The organism is Halovibrio variabilis, assembly GCF_007991175.1.
GTDB lineage: Bacteria > Pseudomonadota > Gammaproteobacteria > Pseudomonadales > Halomonadaceae > Vreelandella > Vreelandella variabilis.
Genome location: NZ_BJXV01000017.1, coordinates 61,925 through 80,261, shown reverse-complemented (window position 1 = coordinate 80,261; position 18,337 = coordinate 61,925). Strand labels below are relative to the sequence as shown.

Genomic DNA, 18,337 nt, shown 5'->3' with positions numbered 1-18,337 from the left:
TGTGTTTCTATGCAAGTGCTGTACAAGCATTGTGCATTTTTTGGATTTGTGCAATTTTGCGTTTGACGGGGCGGTGGGTGCAACGACTCGATAGATGTGACAAGCACTAGCATGGCAGGCGTTACCGATTTCGATGACTTCTCTGAGCCCTCACTTCGGGGTGCACTGACTTATCGCGTCACCGACCAAATTTCTACCTATGTGAGCATGGTGGAATCGGTTACGCCTCCCACCATCGGCGTTGAACCTGAGCGGGGCGAACAGTAACGAAATTGGTGCGAAATACGCCCCCTTTGGTATGAATGCGCTTTTCTCGGCGGCCATCTATGACCTGACCAAGAATGACGTCACTATCGGGGTTGTACAGGGCAATGGCGTCATCGAGCAGTATGTGGTCGGTCAGCCACGGCGGACTATTAAAATCCGGGCCGAGAAATTACCGCAAAAGTGAACTATCGCTGGTGATATAGATAAGGTAATTGGCAAGCAAGGCAACAGCCGAAAATCCCCGCCATTGTAGGCGGGGATTTTGCTTTTTAGGCTTCTGCTAAGCCATCAACGATAAAGACGCGGTAGTCGGCGGCCTGGAAGCGGTGCTTGCGGGCTTCCTGGTAGGCGGGGCTTTCGTACCAGGCACGGGCGGCGGCCATATCGGGGAAGCGCAGAATCACTGCTCCCTCCATGGCGCTGCCTTCGAGCACTTCAAAATCACCATAGAAAGCCAGCGGTTGCGGGTCGTGGCCTTCGCGAGCCGCCTGTGCCTTCTCGCTGTAGCGCTCCATTTCCTGGGCGTCTTGGGTGTGTTCTCGTGTCATTACGATATAAGCAGGCATTAAATTTCCTTGGGTAGCTGTTTAGAAAGCAGCCAGAGCATACCATTGCCTCGAAACGGGTTTATATAAGAAAAACACTATTGACCGCTACTCGGTTTCTTTAGAACCATCGGAGGTAATGGATGACGCCTGTTCAGTCGCGGGCTTAACCATAACAGCGGATTCCCGCTGCTTATTCTCCAGTGTCGCCAGGGCAATTTGGTAACAATCCTCAATATGGCGGCTGCCCATGTACTTCATGGCGCTGAAGCTGATACTCCCTGCTAGGGCGCTGCCTATGAAGGGCACAAACTTAGCCGCCCCTTTAGACGCTCCCTTGAACCCCATCTTTTTTAGCAGCATCAGGATTAGTTTTCTGGTGATGTATTTACCGGCCATTTTGCTGCCGGTATTGGAAATAGTGGTCATCACAAAGAGCTTGGGCTCTGTATCCAGGCTGTCGATTTGTTCGGGCGATAAACCAAATTTTTCATTAATACGGGGAATTAACCGCATCAATATGGCCACATCCGAGACAATATCCACTCCCGGTAGCGGGACTATCGCCGCGCCCGCAGAAAGGCTCGAACTCTTGGTGACCATCGAATGGCACGACTTTCTAATCGCTTCGAGCTCTTCAGGTGACTCGATCATATAAGGCCCTCGTTAGATAAGCGTTTTACTCGTCCCCTGCATAAGTGGCGCGCCAAACGGGGAAGTTTCACGGCTTATCTCTGATACCAAAGCGGGAAAAACCGACCCAAGTCGCCATGCCTGCGAGCAAAACCACGACGATCGACAGAGTAAAACCGGCAGGCATCATGGCCCAGGTGTCTCGTGCATGTGCAAACGCATTGACAAGCCCAATTATCCAGGTAAGCAATAGCAGCGCGGGGTACATCAGAAAAGCCAAACGGTGGTCTTGGGAACGAACAAAGCCAACAATCGCGCACAAAAGCGCAAGCCCCGCGAAAATAAGCCCGCCTAAATTTAGCCAAGAAGCAAAGGTAGCCCACTGAGTATGGTAGTTCATGGAGTAGGCGTAATCGCATAACATGGCGCCAAGAAAGAGTGGCGTAGTCCCAGCAAGCATTACGGCATGAAACAGGTTTGGCCCGCTTCGGTTGGTGCGATGGTCAGTGGCTGTCACGGCAAACTCCTTCTGCTGTTCAAGCTAATCAATTGGCCTAGGCTGGCTGGTGCTACACGCCAAACCCCAACCCAGGCAATAACATCATGTTCATTAGGGCGCAGTATAGTTGACGATAAACAACTTGCCCAAAGCCAAGCAGCGCTGGCTGGAAGCCTGTAATTCACGGCGCGGCTTACTATATTAGTGGTTTGCCGCAGGACAGCTTTATTTTTGGCTCTTCGTCACTCAGTGTGTAATTAACTCTGCCAGCATGAGGGTAGCTCCCGTGGGAGGGAGCTTCAGCTCGCGAATGTTTGGGCTACTTAGAGCGGCACTGCATGAGTAACGCGAAACACTCAGTTGGGTATTGCGTTAATCAGTCTCCTGTTACTTCGCGGATGTTCTCAAGGAGGTGGTCAAAATAGGGATTCCAGGTGAGGCGGGCATGGTATGTCTGTGCTCCGCTATGCCCCCAGGCGCCGAACCACAGAGTGTCAGGATCATCGGGAGGAGAAAGGTTCTCTTGGCCGTTTTCCAGCATGAGGTAGCTACCTGCTTCACCGTAATAGGTGTTCTCGGGCGCAAACAGCACATTCATGTGGGAAAAGTTGCTGATACGCCGGTCAGGTAGATAGCTGGTCAGGGCGGTTACGCGTGGGTCGTCAAGGTGTTGAGGCGTGTCGCCGTACCATACGAAGCGTGATGACGGGTGGGGGAAGCGGGTTTGAAAGGCTTTTAGCGTCGCTGCAGGGTCAAGAACGCTGTCATGCTGGCTCATGGTCATCAGCACGGGTTTATCAAAGCGCTCGGCATTTAGGTTTTTTTGCACGGTGCTGACCGAGTGATAATACAGCGAGGCCCCGCGCGACGGCAGCGACTGATATGTGACGATATTGTCCTCTTCATCGATATCGAGCCAGTCCCAAAAATAGGAAATGGCTGGGGCGAGAAAGAGATACTGGCTGTCCGGGTAAAAGCCGGGGGAAAACAGCAGCAATCCGTCGACGCTTTCGTCCTTGAATGCCTGGGAGGTCACCAGATTGCCCCCGGTCGAGAACCCGCCCAGCCAGAGCTCATCGACTTCATCTGAAAGCAGCTTGGTGTGATGGGCGATGGCGTCTTCCCAATCATCATTGCCGGGCAGCATCAGGTCGGCGGGGCGGGTGCCATGGCCGGGCAACAGAATCGAACGAACCAGCCAGCCATCTTCCGCCATGGCGTTGGCCATATCCGTGAAATACCAAGGGCTTGAGCCCAGCCCGTGCACGAACAGAATGCCGCGCTTTGCCGGTGTAGCCGGGCGACGTTCAAACGGGGCGTTGAGCTGTATCTCGCGGTGGCGGTCGTCGCTGATGAAGCTGCGGTTATCGGCAATCCACGCGCGGGTGTCGCGTATGTATTCATCGAAGCTTGGCTGATCATAACGCGGCAGGTCGCCCGAGGGCTGGAAGCGCGGGGAATCCGGCGGCACGGCGCAAGAGGTCAGTAGCACCAGGGCGGCAAGCAGAACGCTAAGGCGGCGAAACATGAAACTCTCCATCAATCATTATGGACCATTATCAGGGCGTGCATTAGAACGCCCCTACTTGCCTGCGCGGAAATGGCCCTTCATGTGGTGTGTTCATCCACCGCCTAGACTTTGCTCACCGCCACTGTGGGTTGCTTTGGTCGTCTGGAGTGTCGTGGGTAAGCACGTATGTTGCTGGTTCGGCGGCGAGCTCGATCACGACGACATAGGAAAAACTTTAAAAAGATGTTACCTCAACGCCTGTCGCTTGCCATCTAAAGGCGTTGGTAGGCACTGCCTATTACGCTTCTCGGGTTGCATCACAAAGATCAGCCTCCTATCTGGCTGCTATCATGGATAGACATTGCCCCATTCCCAAGCTTAGTGGGTGCAATTTTGCTTTATGGTCAAAGTACGGCAGTTTTCTATGAATTCAGGAAAGCCCTATCAATATGGAGCCAAAATGATGAGAAAACGCTATTCCTTAAAACCAGTGATGCTGGCCGTTCTACTACTCGCACTCAGCCCACCGGTCTGGGCTAGCTATGCCTACTATGTGGGCAAGAACCTGACCGACGAAGGCGCCGTTATGATCGGTGGTACCGGGGAGGAAGTCTCCAGCCATTGGTTAGAGATCATGCCTGCCGAAGATCACTCCGCTGAAGATACAGTGGGTGTGGGTGTCACCGCTGATGCCGGCATCCCCGGTGAGCTTATCGACATTCCACAAGCCGAACATACCTTCCGCTACTTATCGATGTCGTATTCTGACTTTGAGGGCTTCCCTGAGCCGCTTACCAACGGCGGTATCAATGAGCACGGGGTAGCCGTTCGTGACGTCTGGGCAACCAACCGTCAGGAATTGATCGACATGACCGAGACGCCGCAGCAGGGGCCTCAGTACAGCGACTTGGCCAGGCTAGTGCTTGAGCGTGTCACGACCGCCCGTGAAGGTGTCGAATTGATCGGTGAACTTATTGATCAGTATGGCTATTCAACCTATGGCGGCAATACTCACCTAATCGCTGATGAAAATGAAGGCTGGGTTGTTTGGGAGTTTGCTGGCAGTCAGGGACTTTGGGCCGCCGAACGCCTTGGCCCTGATGATATTCGTGTGCTTTATCCCGGCTATATTGAAGATTTTCCCACTAATTTTGAGGACGACCCCGATTATATGGGCGCCGAGAACTTGATTTCCTTCGCCGAGGAACAGGGTTGGTACGAAGGCGAAGGGGATTTCAATGTGTTTGATGTCTATGGTCGTCAGGATACTCAAGCGCGTACCGGCGGCTACAAGTACATGTCCCAGGCGGACGTGGAAGAAGCGCTGCGCGACCTGGTGCCGATCAGTGAACGCGAAATGATGAATCAGGTTCGTGATTACCGTATCGCTGACGATGAAGCAGGTTATGGACAGGTCGCTACCCTGAAGGCCGATACTGACGCTGATATGCAGCGAATTTGGGTAGCTCCTACCAGCTCGGTAGCGGCTCCGTTCATTCCCTGGTGGCTCGGTGTCCAGGAAGTGCCCATGGAATATGGGCAGCACCGCTATCTTTCCAAGGGTGCCGCGTCGACTTTCCTCAATCCCGATTTTCAGGTGCAGGAAGCCAGTGACTTTGCGGGCCGTCGTTTCAAACAGGTCATGTACCTGATGTGCGAACAGCCGGAGCGTTTTCATGGCTCAGTTACCGAACTACTGGAAGGCTTTGAACAAGATAGCTTCGACGACCTTAACTGGGTCGAGACATCCGCCCAGACGCTGATTGATCAGGGCAAGCGCGATGAAGCCCGCCAGCTGCTCACTTTCTATAGCCAAGAGCGTGCCGAAGATGCACTCGCGCTGGGGGATACGCTAGTCGACTGGCTCAACGCCTCGCTTGAGCTTCGCGATCAGCGTCGGCGCCCACAGGGCGTTCTACCTAATGATCAGGGCGGTGAGACCGTCAACTGTTTAGTCGATGCCGACCCGGATAAACCCAGAAACGCTCAGTAACTAAAGCCTGTGCTCGGTTGTGAAAAAACGCCTTCCCGACTCAATATCGGGGGAGGCGTTTTGTTTAATTCAACCACTGTCAGGGCGGTGCGTCCAGCCACCCCTGGCCCTGGATGGTCGTCTCGCCAAACGCTTTGTCCAGCGCAATAGAATGACAGATCTCATCTTTCTCCAAACTTCGAGCAGCATGAAAGTATCAGTTTGGCTTTGAGTACATCACTCAGAGTAGCCGCCGACGGGCTAAAACTCTCGTCGTATATGTCTGCGCTGATGTTTGGGTGTGAAGCAAGAAGCTGATTTTTCAGAACCGCCAAGCGGCAGGCAAGTGCCCCTTGGCGTGCCCGAACGCGCTAGCGCTTTATGCGCATGACGATGATTAACTGTGTCGCCGCTCCAATGGCGGCGACCGCCCCAGCGCCAATTGCCAATGACGCAACGGGCAGGTGGAAGGCCAGCAAAACGCCACCGCTCGCTGCACCTAACGCACTGCCTAAATAGAGCGCCGATTCATTGAGCGCGACTGCCAAATTGCCATCACCATGAGCTTGGCGCGTGCGAACCAGCTCGTTGTTTTGCGGCACTTGCAGCGCCCAGCCCACGGCGCCCCAAAGCGCAATCGGCAGTAACGTCAGCATTGGATGAATCGACACAGCAAAGGGCAGCGAGATGAGGGCTATAGAAAGCAGCAGCATGATCGCCAAGGTAATAACGGGCGCGATAAATTTGTCCACCAAGGGGCCAACCAAAAAGCTACCCAGCACGCCGCCAATCCCCCATACCCATAAATAGCCGGTAATCGACTGAACAGTGCCTGACTCGCTGGCTGCCATAAAGGGGGCAATAAAGGTATACATGCCCAGGCTGGCAATAGCCGCCAATAAGGAAACCGCCAGAATGGCCATGGCATGAGGGTTTTTCAAAATAGCCAGTTTGCGAACAAGTGAAAGTACCGGTGTGGATGGCAGTGCAGGCAGTTTGGTGTGAAGTCCGGCGTAGGCGATGCAGCCAAGACCTGCGATAAGCCACATGGCTGACGCCCAACCTAAACGCTCTGCCAGCAACAGGCTGATAGGCACCCCCAGTACCGTGCCGCTCGCCATGCTGCCCATGATGATGGCAATCGCTTTACCACGCTGGGCCTCTGGCGTGATGGCGGCTGCGGCGGCAATGCCCATGGCAAGATAAACCCCCGCGCCCACGCCTGCGACCGCTCGCCATACAGCAAGCGATACAAAGTTGGTGGCCAGCGCGCTGGCAATATTCGCCACAATAAAAACGGCCAATGCCAGGAGTAACCCCAAGCGCTGCCGGTGGCCGGGCAGCAGGGCCACGACGACCGGCGAGCCTAAGCCGTAGGCTAAGGTAAACGCCGTGACCAACTGAGCGGCCGTGGCGTCAGAGACGCTAAAAGCGTCGCCGATAAGTGGAATAAGCCCCGCAGTGACATAAGAGGCCATTCCCAGCGCAAATGCCCCCAGGGCAATTAAGTAAACCGATATACGAGGTTGGTCAGCCATCACGCTCTCCATGTTAGGTAAGGATCGAAAAATCACCGCTAGTTCTGCCAGCGAGAGGCTATTCTGGAGAGGCTTTTAAGGGGGTACAATTTAACTGTTTATGCTATTACTAGTGGTAACAAGCTATTAAAAGGGTAATAAGATGACCGCTCAGCGGACGCTGACACGAACGCGGGAAGACTTGGCTGAGTTTCTACGCAAGCATCGCGAAAAAATTGCGCCGGAAGAGGTGGGGTTGCCTCGTGGCCGTCGAAGGCGAACGCCAGGGTTAAGGCGCGAAGAGGTCGCCGCTTTAGCAGGTGTGGGGCTGACTTGGTATACTTGGTTAGAACAGGGGCGTGATATTAGCGTATCGGCGACGTTTCTGGACAATCTATCCCAAGTGCTCAAGCTGGATGCGGCCGAGCGCCGCCATCTGTTCTTGCTTGCCCATCAGCGGCTACCCTCTGAGCTAGGCAAAACCTGGTGCAGCGTGCCGCCGCTGGTGCAAACCTTGATGGACGACCTGCCCAAACGGCCTGCCTATATCCTTAATTTACGCTGGGACGTGCTGGCCTGGAACGCCGCGGCCGATAAGCTGTTCAACTTCTCTGCCCAGGCACCCGAGCGCCGCAATATGCTCTGGTTGTTATTTACCGACCCTGCCATGCGTCAACTGTTATCACCCTGGGAAGAGCAGGTTGGCCAAATGCTATCCAGCTTCCGACGCGACTTTGCCCGTGCGGCTCAAGATCCCGCCATTGATGAGCTGGTCGAAGAGTTAACCAAAGTGGCGCCTGAGTTTAAGGCATGGTGGAAAAATCAGGAGGTCAATGCCCCTTGCCAGGGCGTGCGTCATCTTGATCTGGATGGGATTGGCGCTATCGCGTTTGAACACACCACGCTCACCGTTGATGAAGAGCGTCACCTGCGGCTGGTTTATTATGCTCACAAGGGGAGCGACACCGAGAAGCAGGCTTTTAATGAGTGGGTGGTGGGCTAGTTCTTTAAGATAAATTTTGTTGAGAGGGTTGAATGGATAGAATGAATCTGAAAATTATTCGTGCATTGCGCCAGGATGGCCGTATCTCGGTTACAAAGCTGTCCCAGCAAGTAGGCCTTTCGATACCGGCGGTGACAGAGCGAATGAGAAAGTTGGAGGAAAGTGGCGTGATAAAAGGCTACACAGCGGTAGTGGATCTGGAAAAAATTGGGCTGGCTGTTTCCGCTGTAATTGGTATTACGGCGTTTAAACCACAAAAAGAGAAACTTCTAGCCAAGCTCGAATCTCTGCCGGAAGTAGTGGAATGCCTGCATGTAACCGGCGAAGACTCCTATTTGATTCGAATATATGTTCCCACTAACCGGGATATCGAAGAGTTTGTTGCAAAGATAAATAATTTTGGTGAAACTAAAACAAGGATTATTCTTTCGGAGCCTATTTCAATGGATAGCCGTCATGATGTGTTGAATAGTTTTTTGAGTAACGAGCATCCTTCATAGCACTTTTATGATAGCAGTGACAACCGTATAGCAGCCAAATAATGCTATTGAGACGCCTGCCAGATAACTAACAGTTTTGATTTTAGACTCATTTATTTTGGCTGCCAAGAAATACACAGCAGAAGTCAAAAAAAACCACCAAGCCATTGAGCCAAGAAAAACCCCTAAACAAATGATACTCAACTTCACTAGTCCAATGTCTGTGGGGCTGTCGCCACTTGGGACAATAGTTGCAAATATGGCAATAAATGCAAAAATTGTCATTGGGTTCGACAATGTAAGAAAGAATGTAGTTAAGTAGGCTTTTAATGGTGAATGCGGCTTTTTATTTTTTGTGGACTGATTTGTTTTATTTTTGGCTGCAGAAACTCCCAGATAAATCAGTATTATCCCACCCGCAATAGATAGCCATAGTAGCGATGTTGATAAAAGCGAAATGATGGCAGCAAAACCGAGAGCACCCAGGATGCCATATAGCAAGTCGGCTGAAGCCGCGCCTAGCCCTGTTATAAACCCAAGTTTCCAGCCGCCTGCTAACGTTCTCTGCATGCAGAGTAATCCTATTGGGCCAACAGGGGCTGCTATCATAAAACCAATGGTCATACTTTGCGCTAAATAAAGCATGTTTGTTTTCTCGGTTTGGGTTTTTTATATTTTGTTGTTTTAGTTGCTTTTTCTCCATGCTGTTTTTAACTTTTTGGCCGTGGTTGATTGGTTTTTTTAATTTTTTTACGGGATATTTATTTTTATTTAAGCAAACGCGACCACAACGTCGTCTATGAAATGACGTAGCTTCGGTGTCATGCGCTGATCGGCGGCGTAGAGCAGGTGCATGGGTCTCGAAGGCCCCTCATAGTCTGGCAAGATGCGCACCAGCCGCCCGGCGGATAACTCCTCAGTCAGTGCGGCTTCATAGCCCAATGTAATACCGAACCCTTCCAGTGCTGCGCGAAGCAGCCCTTTCCAGTCATTGATTTGAAGCCGCCCGCTCACGGGGGCGTCATATAGGCAGCTGTCGCGACTGAAGCGCCACGTTCTGCCCAAAGTGCCGAGCCAATAGGCAAAGCCAAGGCACTCATGCGCCAACAGATCCGCCGGTGTCTTAGGCTCACCGTGTTCAGCTAGATAGGCAGGTGAAGCGCAGGCGATGAGCTGATAAGGAGCAAGCGGACGTGCCACCAATGTAGTGCTGTCGTTGATTGGCCCAAGGCGAATGACGGCTTCGTAACCTTCCTCGATAGGGTCGACCAGACGATCCGACAAGGTGAGATCGACTTCTACTTCTGGGTACTCACGAAGATAGCGGGTAACAAGAGGCACCAGGCTTTGACTGCCAAAGGTGACGGGCGCGTTGATTCTGAGGCGTCCTCGTGGCACGGCCCGGGCCTGCTCCGTCAGCGCTTCGGCCGCCTCGACTTCCGCGAGAATCGTTTGGCAACGCTCATGATAGAGATAGCCGATCTCGGTTAGGCTCTGTTTGCGCGTGGTGCGGTGCAATAGCCGCGACCCAAGCTGCTGCTCCAGAGCCATGATGTGTTTGGAAACCATCTGCGTCGATAGCCCAAATTCTGCGGCGGCGGCCGTGAAGGAGCCAAGATCGGCAACCCGCACAAAAACAGCCATACTCGTTAGCCGATCCAGCATTATCAACTCACAGTAGATAGTTAAGTGAATAGAGCGATATTTATCACGCCTGGATAGCAGTATAAAGTGCTGTTGATCTTAACACTGCCAGGAGAAAGATATGCGGATCGGTATTATGGGTGCAGGTTTTATTGGGCAAGCGTTTGCACGCCTGGCGATTGCGGCGGGCCACAACGTCATGATCAGTAACTCCCGGGGGCCGCAGACACTCAGCAGCATCCCGTCGACAATTGGCGCCCAGATCGGTACCGTGCATGAAGCCATCGGCTTCGGCGACATTATCCTGATCGCCATTCCCTTTCATCAATACGCCACGCTTCCGGTTGAACCGCTACGCGATAAGATCGTGTTGGACGCCAATAACTACTATCCAGACCGTGATGGAGCGATCCCGGAGCTTGATGAGCGTCGGGCGACGACGAGTGAACTGCTGGCGCAGCATTTGACAGGTTCCCGTCTCGTGAAGGCATTCAACGCGATCCTGGCCTCCGATTTGGAGAAGGGCGGGCAGACGCTGCCTTCGGGAGCCCGTCGCGCCCTACCGATAGCGGGGGACGACGATGCGGCCAAGGAGATCGTCGCAAGCCTGATGCGCCAGTTTGGCTTCGATGTTGTCGATGCTGGGCCACTGGCGGAAAGCTGGCGTTTTGAACGCGCCAAGCCAGCTTATTGCCTACCGTTTGATCAAGAAGGGTTGCGTCAGGCGCTCTATGAAGCGCAACGCGACATTGATCTGCCGGAAGGATCATGGCGTTGGTAAACGGCAAACAAAGCTAAAGTGTCTTGGTATTTAAACCACAAGGGAGCAGTACCTTGGCGCTGAAGGTACACTGGAAATGAGACGCCGCTAAAGTAAAGAGAGCGATAGTATAGCTAAAGAAAATAATAATTATTTATTTTAGCTGGTTGCTGTTATTAAAGCTCCCTTCTGTATGCTGGTTGATTCGTATATGGAGGGCCGGGTGCAGCTAACAATGCACCGTTGGTGGGTCGTACACACTCTGCGTTATGCTAGCCAGTTTCGCCATCTGATGTGAAACGACTCAAACGGAGTTTGTACGCTTATGATCGACGCTCGAGGGCTATCCCGTATTCCTCTCCGACATGCCACCTTTATTGCCTGTTTGTTGCTGTTGGCGATCTCGCTTATTGGGCTGGCTTTTTCGCTGATGTGGCTGTGGGGCGTGGTGATCTTCGGCCTGCTGTCGGCGCTGGGGATTCATGATGTGCGTCAGCGTCGGCGTACCGTCAGCCGTAACTACCCGATACTGGCGCACTTGCGCTATATGCTTGAGTCGATTGGCCCGGAGATTCGGCAGTATTTTATTCAGTCCGACCTGGACGCACGCCCTTTCTCCCGGGAACAGCGGGCGGTGGTCTATCAGCGCGCCAAGAATGAAAGCGACAAGAAGCCGTTTGGCTCGTTGCTGGATATGTATCAGCCGGGCCATGAATGGATCAATCACTCCCTTCAGCCCAGCACCATCGACAGTCACGATTTTCGTGTTCAGGTTGGCGGCAGCCGCTGCCGTAAGCCCTATTCCACCAGCGTGTTCAATATTTCGGCGATGAGCTTTGGTTCGCTGTCGGCCAATGCGATTGAGGCGCTTAACGCCGGGGCGCACAAAGGTGGCTTTTATCACGATACCGGTGAGGGCTCGATCTCCCGCTATCACCGCAAGCACGGTGGTGATTTGGTGTGGGAGATAGGTTCGGGCTACTTCGGCTGCCGTAACGACGATGGCACCTTCAGCGAGGAGCGCTTTGCGGCCAATGCCTGCGACGAGCAGGTGAAGATGATCGAGATCAAGCTTTCCCAGGGGGCAAAGCCCGGTCATGGAGGGATTTTGCCAGGCGCCAAGGTGACCGCTGAAATCGCCGAGGCGCGGGGCGTACCGATGGGCGAGGATGTCGTCTCGCCCGCCGCTCATACGGCGTTTTCCACGCCGCTGGAGTTGATGCACTTTATCGCTCGCCTGCGCGAGCTTTCCGAAGGAAAACCGGTGGGCTTCAAGCTGGCGGTCGGCCACCCCTGGGAGTGGTTTGCCATTGTCAAAGCCATGCTTGAAACCGGCGAACGGCCGGATTTTATTGTGGTTGACGGAGGCGAGGGCGGCACAGGGGCAGCGCCGCTGGAGTTTATCAATCGGCTTGGAGTGCCGCTAACCGAGGCGTTGACCCTGGTTCACAATACGTTGGTGGGTGCTGGGCTGCGTGACGAAATTGGCATTGGGGCGGCGGGTAAGATCATGTCCGGTTTTCACATTGCCCGCACCATCGCCCTGGGAGCCGATTGGTGCAACGCCGGTCGAGGCTTCATGTTTTCACTGGGGTGTATTCAGGCGCTCAGCTGCCACACCGATAAATGCCCCAGCGGGGTGGCGACACAGGATCCGAAGCGGGGGCAGCATTTGGATGTCGCCGATAAGTCTGAACGGGTCTATCACTACCACCGTAATACGCTAAGGGCGTTGGCAGAGATGCTGGCCGCCGCCGGGCTTGGGCATACCAATGAGTTGGGCCCAGAGCACATTATCCGGCGGGTGTCGGAAAATGAGATTCAATCCTACGATCAGCTTTTTACGTTCTTGAAGCCTAACGAGCTGCTTACCGGTAACTGTCATCACACGGTCTTTGAGCAATACTGGGAGGACGCCCGGTCAGATTCGTTCTTACCGCCTTCGCGGATTGCCCAGCGGCGTTTCACCAAACTGGAATGAACGACACCACGGCGATACGCCAATAACAGATGCATGTTTGTCGCGTGGCTTACGCTCGACTCAATCGGTGACGCAATTTGGGTAGCGTGCGCGACACGGGCGGAAGGCGGGTTGCCATAATCAGCGCCGCAATGGCGGCATACATGGCCCATTCCTGCATGTCGGCGCGCACTACCCAGAAGAAGTGCAGTAGCACCAACCCCAGAATGACATAGGAAAATTTGTGCAGCGATTTCCAGCGCTTGCCCAGGCGGCGCATCGACCACTTGTTCGATGTCGCACCCAGCACGGCCAAGCCGATCAGCGCGATCATACCGACGATAATGTAGGGCCGTTTTATGATCTCGCTGCCCAGCAGTGCCCAGTTAAGCCCGAGAATAAACAGCGCGTAGCTAAGCATATGCAGGGTGGCGTAGGCCAGCGTCCAGAGGCCCAGCTGACGTCGGATCAGCGCAAAGCCTTTCCAGCGGGTGAGTTTAGTGAGTGGGGTCAAGCTGAGTGTGAGCAGCAGCAACCAAAGCGCGCCGATGCCGATATGCAGTAGCAGGTAGCGCCCCGGCTCGGGGCCAGCAGCGTTATTCGCGACCTGCCAGCTCCAGAAAACCAGCGGCGCTAGCGCCGCCAGAAACACCGCCACGCGCCAAGCTAACCATTTGCGCTGCGTTGCCATCAGTATTGCTTCCTTAAATCCATGCCTGCATACAGCTCGGCCACTTCATCTTCGTAGCCGTTGAACATCCGGGTGTCGATGGTATTGGAGTTGAAGAGGGTATTGGGCAGGCGGCGTTCGGTCGCCTGGCTCCAGCGGGGGTGGTCCACATTGGGATTAACGTTGGCGTAAAAGCCGTACTCATCCGAGGCAATTTTCTGCCAGGAGTTGACCGGCTGCTCTTCGACCAGCGAGATGCGCACAATCGACTTGATGCTCTTGAAGCCGTATTTCCAGGGCACGACCAGCCGCAGGGGCGCGCCGTTCTGGTTGGGTAGCTCGCGGCCGTACATGCCCATGGCCATGATGGTTAGCGGGTGCATGGCCTCGTCCAGACGTAGGCCTTCCACGTAGGGCCAGTCGATAATCGAGAAGGATGAGCGCTGACCGCGCATTTGCTCAGGGTCGACCAGGGTTTCAAAGCGCACGTACTTGGCTTTGCTGGTGGGGTCGGCGCGCTTGATAATCTCGGCGAGCGGAATGCCCAGCCAGGGGATCACCATCGACCACGCCTCAACGCAGCGCAGCCGGTAGATGCGTTCTTCAAACTGTGAAGGTTTGACCAAGTCTTCAAGCGCAAAACGTCCGCCGTTATTGACCTCACCGTCGACCACCACGCTCCACGGCTGGGTCTCCAGGCTGCCCGCATGTCGGGCGGGGTCGCCTTTGTCGGTGCCAAATTCAAAAAAGTTGTTGTAATTGCTGGCGTCATCAAACGGTGCCAGCGCATCTTTTTCAGGGTCGCTTGGGGTGATGGCGTCCCATTTGGCGTCGCTGATTTTTTCTTTCAGCCAATTGGGCGCATCGCCTTCGGGAACGTCCGAATAGTCGTCTGCGGCTGCCTGGGCGTGGCCGGAAAGGGCGAGCCCTGCACCTAGGCCTGCTATGCCGCCCATAAAGCGCCTTCGGGAGAGGTAGATAGATTCGGGCGTGACATCGGATTCGTGCAGGTCACTTGGTTTGGCAATCTTTATCAGCATTGGATGCCTCCTGTGGGGTTAAGCCATCGACAGAGGGAGATAGGATTCGCTATAACATCAGCATCGTTTTAAAGCATACGCATTTGACGCTGAATTGGATGAAGGGTTCTACACAACTTGTATGTAAACGCTTATAAAAACAAGTAACGCGTGCCCTTTTTTCTTTCTGAGCGACCGTATATGGGGGTGGTTAGGAGGATGATGCCCCAGCGCTGACGACGCCTTGCTTCATGCAGCAAGGTAGGCTGTACTTTTACCCGCCACTGACATGGATGGCCTTCCTGGCGGTTGGTGGCAGATACCTTGGCCCACTTAACTCAATAAGGCGTGTATGAAAACAAATAACGCGTGGCCCGCGTGGCTGATGTTGGTAGTGGCACTAGCATTTTCCAGCCTATGCGCGGCACAAACTCAAGGAGGAGAGAGCGAAAGTGATCGGTGGTTTACCGTCGATGCGTTAAATACGGGCCTTGGTGAAGTGCCTGAGGAAGCTAACCGCGTTACACCACGCGAGTCGGTCAGAAGCTTTCTTGATCTCACTGAAGAGGGGGAGTACGAGAAAGCGGCACACATGCTCAATCTGTCAAAACTGAGCGACAGTGAACAGCGCGAACAAGGCCAGGAACTGGCGCGGCAACTGGCGGAAGTGTTCAGGCGAGGCGAGCGGATTAGCGTCGGTAATCTATCGGGGCGTGAAGACGCCGTGATAGAAGATCCGGCCGGGCAACATCCGCGCGTTGGCGAGACGCGTCGTAATCTTGAGCTGGCATCGCTGAGAGCTGACGGAGAAACCTATGATATCCGTTTAGCCCGCTACCGCGTCGGTGACGACGACCCGGTTTGGCTGATTATGCCCATTAGCGTTTCGTATATTCCGGTGTTGTATGAGCAGTTCGGCCCATCGATGCTGGAGCAATATATTCCTGAACGCCTACAGACGTCGTTTGGCATGCTGAGACTTTGGGAGTGGGTGGCTATTCCGGTCTTTTTGCTGTTCGTGGGGATGGTGGGCTTTGGGGTTCACCACTTAATTGGCTGGATGTCGAAATGGCTGCCTTCCGGTCCCTTTCGAATGTTTGCCGGACAAATTGGGATGCCAGCGGCGCTGATCGTGATGTCGCTTTTCACCCAAATGCTGTTGGACTACGTGGTGTCGTTTTCGGCGGTAGCGACTACCACCTTCCGCGTGTTGCTGATCGGTATTCTCGCCTGGGGAGCTGGCACTATTGCGCTGCGCTTCGTGGATACCTTGATGCTGCGTATGACACGACGGCTGGTGGGGGAAATCGATGACACCAAACCCAAGGACGAGCGCAAGCTGCTGACATCGCTCTACGCACTGCGGCGCATCATTATTCTAGTGACTGTCACCGGTGTGTCGGTTTATATCCTGGGGCAGATACAGCTTTTTGAGTCTATGGGGTTGTCCATTCTGGCGTCTGCCAGCGTGCTGGCGGTATTGGTGGGTGTTGCCGGCCAGGCGGTGCTGGGCAATATTCTAGCGTCGTTTCAATTGTCGTTTGCCAAGCCTATTCGGATTGGTGACCTGGTGATATTTGAAGACCAATGGTGCTATGTCGAAGGGATTTTTTATACCTTCATCCGCTTAAGAACCTGGGACGAGCGGCGTTTGATCGTGCCCGTCACGTACTTTACGTCGAAGCCTTTCCAGAATCTTTCGGTCAAGAGTATCAAGATGTATCGGTATGTGGAGCTGACGCTTCACCTGAGCGCAGATATCGGGCTGATAAGGGATAAGTTTTTGGAGTTCGCCAAAGAGGAAGACAATGTTATTGAGCACCATAAACTGTTTTGTTATGTGACGGACCAAACGGCAACGGCGCAAATAGTGACCTGCTATTTAATGACCTCTGATCCCATGGCGGGGTGGACAGCGGAAATGAACGTACGCGAAAAGCTGATGGCGTTCATCCGTGACCAGCACCCTGAATGGTGGCCAAGAGAGGTAATGGTCATCAGTCATCAGGATATCGCCCGCGGCAAAAGGCAGGGCCAGCGCTCGGAGGGTATGGAGAGCGCTGAGGGGGAACCGTCGGAATAGAGGGCCGTTAGGCAGCTGCAGGTGCTGTTTTCTTTTAAATAGCAATTTGCTATTTATCGCAATTTGCTATAATATTTCCATGAAAACGAGGACTCTGCTAGTGCACGTCATCACACAGAAGCGTATCTGGGAAGCTATAGGAGAAAATCCAAATACTGCCACTGCCCTAGAAGTATGGTACCGGCTGATGAAGTCTAATGATCCAAAAGATTTCAATGCCATGAGAGCGCTATTCCCAGCCACTGATAAAGTGGGAAACTTCCACGTTTTTGATATAGGTGGCAACAAGCTGAGGTTAATCGCTGTTGTTCATTATCAGAGCAAAAAAGTATTTATCCGCCATATCCTTGATCACAAAGAGTATGACAAGGGGAAGTGGAAAAAGGAGTGACTATGCACGCACTCGTTGAACAAGCGACTGAACATTGGGTTTATCTTGCCCCTCTTCTTAGCGACCCACATTCCGAAGCTGAATACGATGCCCGGGTCGAGGCGCTTGATGAAATTCTTGATCTTGTCGGTGACGATGAGACACACCCACTTGCCGGTCTGGCGAATCGCTTGGGTGATATCATTGAGTCCTATGACGAAGCGCATCGCCCGATGCCTGAGGTGTCTGGAAGTGAGGTACTTCGCTACCTTATGCAAGAGCATGGGATAGCGCAAAGCGAGCTACCTGAAGTTGGCGCTCAATCGGTGGTGTCTGAGATTCTCAATGGGCGCCGCAAGTTGAACTGGCGCCAAATCTGTGAGCTTTCTGAGCGGTTTGGCATCGCTACTGATTCGTTCAAAGACCCCAGGGAAAAGCTAAACGTTTTGCCTAGATAGACGCCTAATGGTATTGAGACTACCAGGTACAAGAAATGACTTCTTGCTACATCGGCTTCACTCTTCTTATTGTGATGGTTGAATATCATTATGTTAGCAGAGAGGATTGCGGCAAAAAAATCGCGTAGGAGTGGTTATCTAAATGCCATTAAATATCGTGCAGCGTGTACTTCCCGGCTGGGGCGTTACTTATGGGCCACCGGGCGATGGCCCTTTTCCAGCCATCATGTTGCTGCATGGCTCTGAAGGCGCATGGGCAGGGTGGAGCCATCGGGACGCGATGCTATTTGCCGCCCATGGTTTCTTGGCATTTCCCTATGGCTACTCAAGCGGCGGTAATGCATGGAATGCCGGTCATATAGTTGATTACCCGCTTGATCGCAGCGTGGAGGCGCTGAGAGTACTTCGGGGTTTTCAATACGTGAGTGAGCGGGTTGGGCTTTATGGTCTTTCACGCGGCGCCGAGCACGCGTTATTGCTCGCTTCTCTAATGGCAAGAGATAAGGTCGAAGGAGCGCCAGATGCTATCGCGGCCCATAGCCCGCCCGATGTGGTGTGCGGGGCCTTCGATGCACGTGGTTTTCGTGATGTCGGCGACCCTGGTTGGCAAGCCTGGGATGTTAGTCAACGCGCTTGGACATGGCAGAATAGCCATGAAGGCTTATTGCCCACCACACCGATTGAAATCGAGCGCTACCCTGGGCCGCTGTTTCTTTCTCATGGCACGCAAGACCGCATGTGGTCTATTGAAATGACCAAGCGCCTGGAAAAACACCTGCGTGAGAATGGCGGCCATCCGGAAGTGCACTACTACGAAGGTGAGGATCATATACCCAGTAGCGCTGGGCAGAATAAGCACTACGAGCTGTTGTTAGGCTTCTTTTTAAAACACCTTTAAATCCTGAGTTCATGGAATAAAGGTTCAGTATTTCATTTCTATTTCTCGAA

Annotated in this window: 19 protein-coding genes; 10 read left to right on the top strand and 9 right to left on the bottom strand. The window is 53.6% G+C overall.

All coding sequences use genetic code 11. From position 1 onward, the window contains the following. Positions 1-96 precede the first annotated feature (96 nt). Positions 97-267: a hypothetical protein gene (locus tag HVA01_RS17460; protein WP_174787784.1), complete on the top strand. Its 171-nt coding sequence runs from the start codon at positions 97-99 to the stop codon at positions 265-267. Between the two features lie 269 nt (positions 268-536). On the opposite strand, the gene HVA01_RS14355 is transcribed toward HVA01_RS17460, so the two are convergent. From HVA01_RS14355 to HVA01_RS14340, 4 genes are all read right to left on the bottom strand, one after another. After that, positions 537-833, bottom strand: coding sequence for a DUF1330 domain-containing protein (locus tag HVA01_RS14355; RefSeq protein ID WP_146876094.1), 297 nt, complete (start codon positions 831-833; stop codon positions 537-539). Positions 834-920: 87 nt separating this feature from the next. Further along, positions 921-1,466 (bottom strand): hypothetical protein, encoded by a 546-nt coding sequence (locus tag HVA01_RS14350; protein WP_146876093.1) that lies wholly within the window; start codon positions 1,464-1,466, stop codon positions 921-923. Positions 1,467-1,533: 67 nt separating this feature from the next. Further along, positions 1,534-1,962, bottom strand: coding sequence for a hypothetical protein (locus HVA01_RS14345; RefSeq protein ID WP_146876092.1), 429 nt, complete (start codon positions 1,960-1,962; stop codon positions 1,534-1,536). Between the two features lie 358 nt (positions 1,963-2,320). Continuing rightward, a complete protein-coding gene (locus tag HVA01_RS14340) occupies positions 2,321-3,472 on the bottom strand; it encodes an alpha/beta hydrolase (protein WP_170243523.1) in 1,152 nt (383 codons plus the stop codon). Positions 3,473-3,914: 442 nt separating this feature from the next. Here HVA01_RS14340 and HVA01_RS14335 point away from each other — a divergent pair, with 442 nt between their 5' ends. Beyond that, positions 3,915-5,447 (top strand): C69 family dipeptidase, encoded by a 1,533-nt coding sequence (locus tag HVA01_RS14335; RefSeq protein ID WP_246129660.1) that lies wholly within the window; start codon positions 3,915-3,917, stop codon positions 5,445-5,447. 350 nt (positions 5,448-5,797) lie between these two features. Here HVA01_RS14335 and HVA01_RS14330 read toward each other — a convergent pair whose 3' ends face one another. Beyond that, a complete protein-coding gene (locus HVA01_RS14330; RefSeq protein WP_146876090.1) occupies positions 5,798-6,964 on the bottom strand; it encodes an MFS transporter in 1,167 nt (388 codons plus the stop codon). Between the two features lie 142 nt (positions 6,965-7,106). Between HVA01_RS14330 and HVA01_RS14325 the strand changes: the two genes are divergently transcribed. Then, positions 7,107-7,946: a helix-turn-helix transcriptional regulator gene (locus HVA01_RS14325; protein WP_146876089.1), complete on the top strand. Its 840-nt coding sequence runs from the start codon at positions 7,107-7,109 to the stop codon at positions 7,944-7,946. Positions 7,947-7,978: 32 nt separating this feature from the next. Then, complete coding sequence (locus HVA01_RS14320; RefSeq protein WP_146876088.1) at positions 7,979-8,446, top strand: Lrp/AsnC family transcriptional regulator; 468 nt, start codon at positions 7,979-7,981, stop codon at positions 8,444-8,446. Here the strand turns inward: HVA01_RS14320 and HVA01_RS14315 are convergent. Then, positions 8,441-9,070: a LysE family translocator gene (locus HVA01_RS14315; protein ID WP_146876087.1), complete on the bottom strand. Its 630-nt coding sequence runs from the start codon at positions 9,068-9,070 to the stop codon at positions 8,441-8,443. The genes HVA01_RS14320 and HVA01_RS14315 overlap by 6 nt on opposite strands. 126 nt (positions 9,071-9,196) lie before the next feature. Then, the gene (locus HVA01_RS14310) at positions 9,197-10,090 is read right to left on the bottom strand and encodes a LysR substrate-binding domain-containing protein (RefSeq protein WP_146876086.1); all 894 of its coding nucleotides are present in this window, start codon (positions 10,088-10,090) and stop codon (positions 9,197-9,199) included. Between the two features lie 100 nt (positions 10,091-10,190). Here HVA01_RS14310 and HVA01_RS14305 point away from each other — a divergent pair, with 100 nt between their 5' ends. After that, complete coding sequence (locus HVA01_RS14305; RefSeq protein WP_146876085.1) at positions 10,191-10,850, top strand: NADPH-dependent F420 reductase; 660 nt, start codon at positions 10,191-10,193, stop codon at positions 10,848-10,850. Positions 10,851-11,154: 304 nt separating this feature from the next. Beyond that, positions 11,155-12,810: an FMN-binding glutamate synthase family protein gene (locus tag HVA01_RS14300; RefSeq protein WP_146876084.1), complete on the top strand. Its 1,656-nt coding sequence runs from the start codon at positions 11,155-11,157 to the stop codon at positions 12,808-12,810. A 49-nt stretch (positions 12,811-12,859) separates the two neighbouring features. Here the strand turns inward: HVA01_RS14300 and msrQ are convergent, their stop codons facing one another. Together msrQ and msrP are read right to left on the bottom strand one after the other, a co-directional pair. Then, entirely contained in the window at positions 12,860-13,480 is a 621-nt protein-coding gene (gene msrQ / locus HVA01_RS14295; protein ID WP_146876083.1) for a protein-methionine-sulfoxide reductase heme-binding subunit MsrQ, read from the bottom strand. Further along, on the bottom strand, positions 13,480-14,499 hold the full coding sequence (gene msrP, locus HVA01_RS14290) for a protein-methionine-sulfoxide reductase catalytic subunit MsrP (RefSeq protein WP_146876082.1): 1,020 nt from the start codon (positions 14,497-14,499) through the stop codon (positions 13,480-13,482). The genes msrQ and msrP overlap by 1 nt, the downstream gene beginning before the upstream one ends. 331 nt (positions 14,500-14,830) lie before the next feature. Between msrP and HVA01_RS14285 the strand changes: the two genes are divergently transcribed. From HVA01_RS14285 to HVA01_RS14270, 4 genes are all read left to right on the top strand, one after another. After that, positions 14,831-16,561: a mechanosensitive ion channel family protein gene (locus tag HVA01_RS14285; RefSeq protein WP_146876081.1), complete on the top strand. Its 1,731-nt coding sequence runs from the start codon at positions 14,831-14,833 to the stop codon at positions 16,559-16,561. 100 nt (positions 16,562-16,661) lie between these two features. Next, the gene (locus HVA01_RS14280) at positions 16,662-16,952 is read left to right on the top strand and encodes a type II toxin-antitoxin system HigB family toxin (protein WP_146876080.1); all 291 of its coding nucleotides are present in this window, start codon (positions 16,662-16,664) and stop codon (positions 16,950-16,952) included. A 2-nt stretch (positions 16,953-16,954) separates the two neighbouring features. Next, entirely contained in the window at positions 16,955-17,389 is a 435-nt protein-coding gene (locus tag HVA01_RS14275) for a helix-turn-helix domain-containing protein (RefSeq protein ID WP_146876079.1), read from the top strand. A 142-nt stretch (positions 17,390-17,531) separates the two neighbouring features. Beyond that, positions 17,532-18,287 carry an alpha/beta hydrolase family protein gene (locus HVA01_RS14270; RefSeq protein WP_146876078.1) on the top strand — a complete coding sequence of 252 codons (756 nt, stop codon included), beginning with the start codon at positions 17,532-17,534 and terminating at the stop codon, positions 18,285-18,287. The last annotated feature ends 50 nt before the right edge of the window (positions 18,288-18,337 follow it).

Excerpts from the sequence above, each read along its gene's own strand:
- HVA01_RS14275 (WP_146876079.1), top strand. The coding sequence starts at position 16,955 with ATGCACGCACTCGTTGAACAAGCGACTGAACATTGGGTTTATCTTGCC.
- HVA01_RS14285 (WP_146876081.1), top strand. The coding sequence starts at position 14,831 with ATGAAAACAAATAACGCGTGGCCCGCGTGGCTGATGTTGGTAGTGGCA.
- HVA01_RS14335 (WP_246129660.1), top strand. The coding sequence starts at position 3,915 with ATGATGAGAAAACGCTATTCCTTAAAACCAGTGATGCTGGCCGTTCTA.
- HVA01_RS14300 (WP_146876084.1), top strand. The coding sequence starts at position 11,155 with ATGATCGACGCTCGAGGGCTATCCCGTATTCCTCTCCGACATGCCACC.
- msrQ (WP_146876083.1), bottom strand. The coding sequence starts at position 13,480 with ATGGCAACGCAGCGCAAATGGTTAGCTTGGCGCGTGGCGGTGTTTCTG.
- HVA01_RS14350 (WP_146876093.1), bottom strand. The coding sequence starts at position 1,466 with ATGATCGAGTCACCTGAAGAGCTCGAAGCGATTAGAAAGTCGTGCCAT.
- HVA01_RS14325 (WP_146876089.1), top strand. The coding sequence starts at position 7,107 with ATGACCGCTCAGCGGACGCTGACACGAACGCGGGAAGACTTGGCTGAG.
- HVA01_RS14305 (WP_146876085.1), top strand. The coding sequence starts at position 10,191 with ATGCGGATCGGTATTATGGGTGCAGGTTTTATTGGGCAAGCGTTTGCA.
- HVA01_RS14330 (WP_146876090.1), bottom strand. The coding sequence starts at position 6,964 with ATGGCTGACCAACCTCGTATATCGGTTTACTTAATTGCCCTGGGGGCA.
- HVA01_RS14355 (WP_146876094.1), bottom strand. The coding sequence starts at position 833 with ATGCCTGCTTATATCGTAATGACACGAGAACACACCCAAGACGCCCAG.
- HVA01_RS14310 (WP_146876086.1), bottom strand. The coding sequence starts at position 10,090 with ATGCTGGATCGGCTAACGAGTATGGCTGTTTTTGTGCGGGTTGCCGAT.
- HVA01_RS14320 (WP_146876088.1), top strand. The coding sequence starts at position 7,979 with ATGGATAGAATGAATCTGAAAATTATTCGTGCATTGCGCCAGGATGGC.
- msrP (WP_146876082.1), bottom strand. The coding sequence starts at position 14,499 with ATGCTGATAAAGATTGCCAAACCAAGTGACCTGCACGAATCCGATGTC.
- HVA01_RS14270 (WP_146876078.1), top strand. The coding sequence starts at position 17,532 with ATGCCATTAAATATCGTGCAGCGTGTACTTCCCGGCTGGGGCGTTACT.
- HVA01_RS14315 (WP_146876087.1), bottom strand. The coding sequence starts at position 9,070 with ATGCTTTATTTAGCGCAAAGTATGACCATTGGTTTTATGATAGCAGCC.
- HVA01_RS14340 (WP_170243523.1), bottom strand. The coding sequence starts at position 3,472 with ATGTTTCGCCGCCTTAGCGTTCTGCTTGCCGCCCTGGTGCTACTGACC.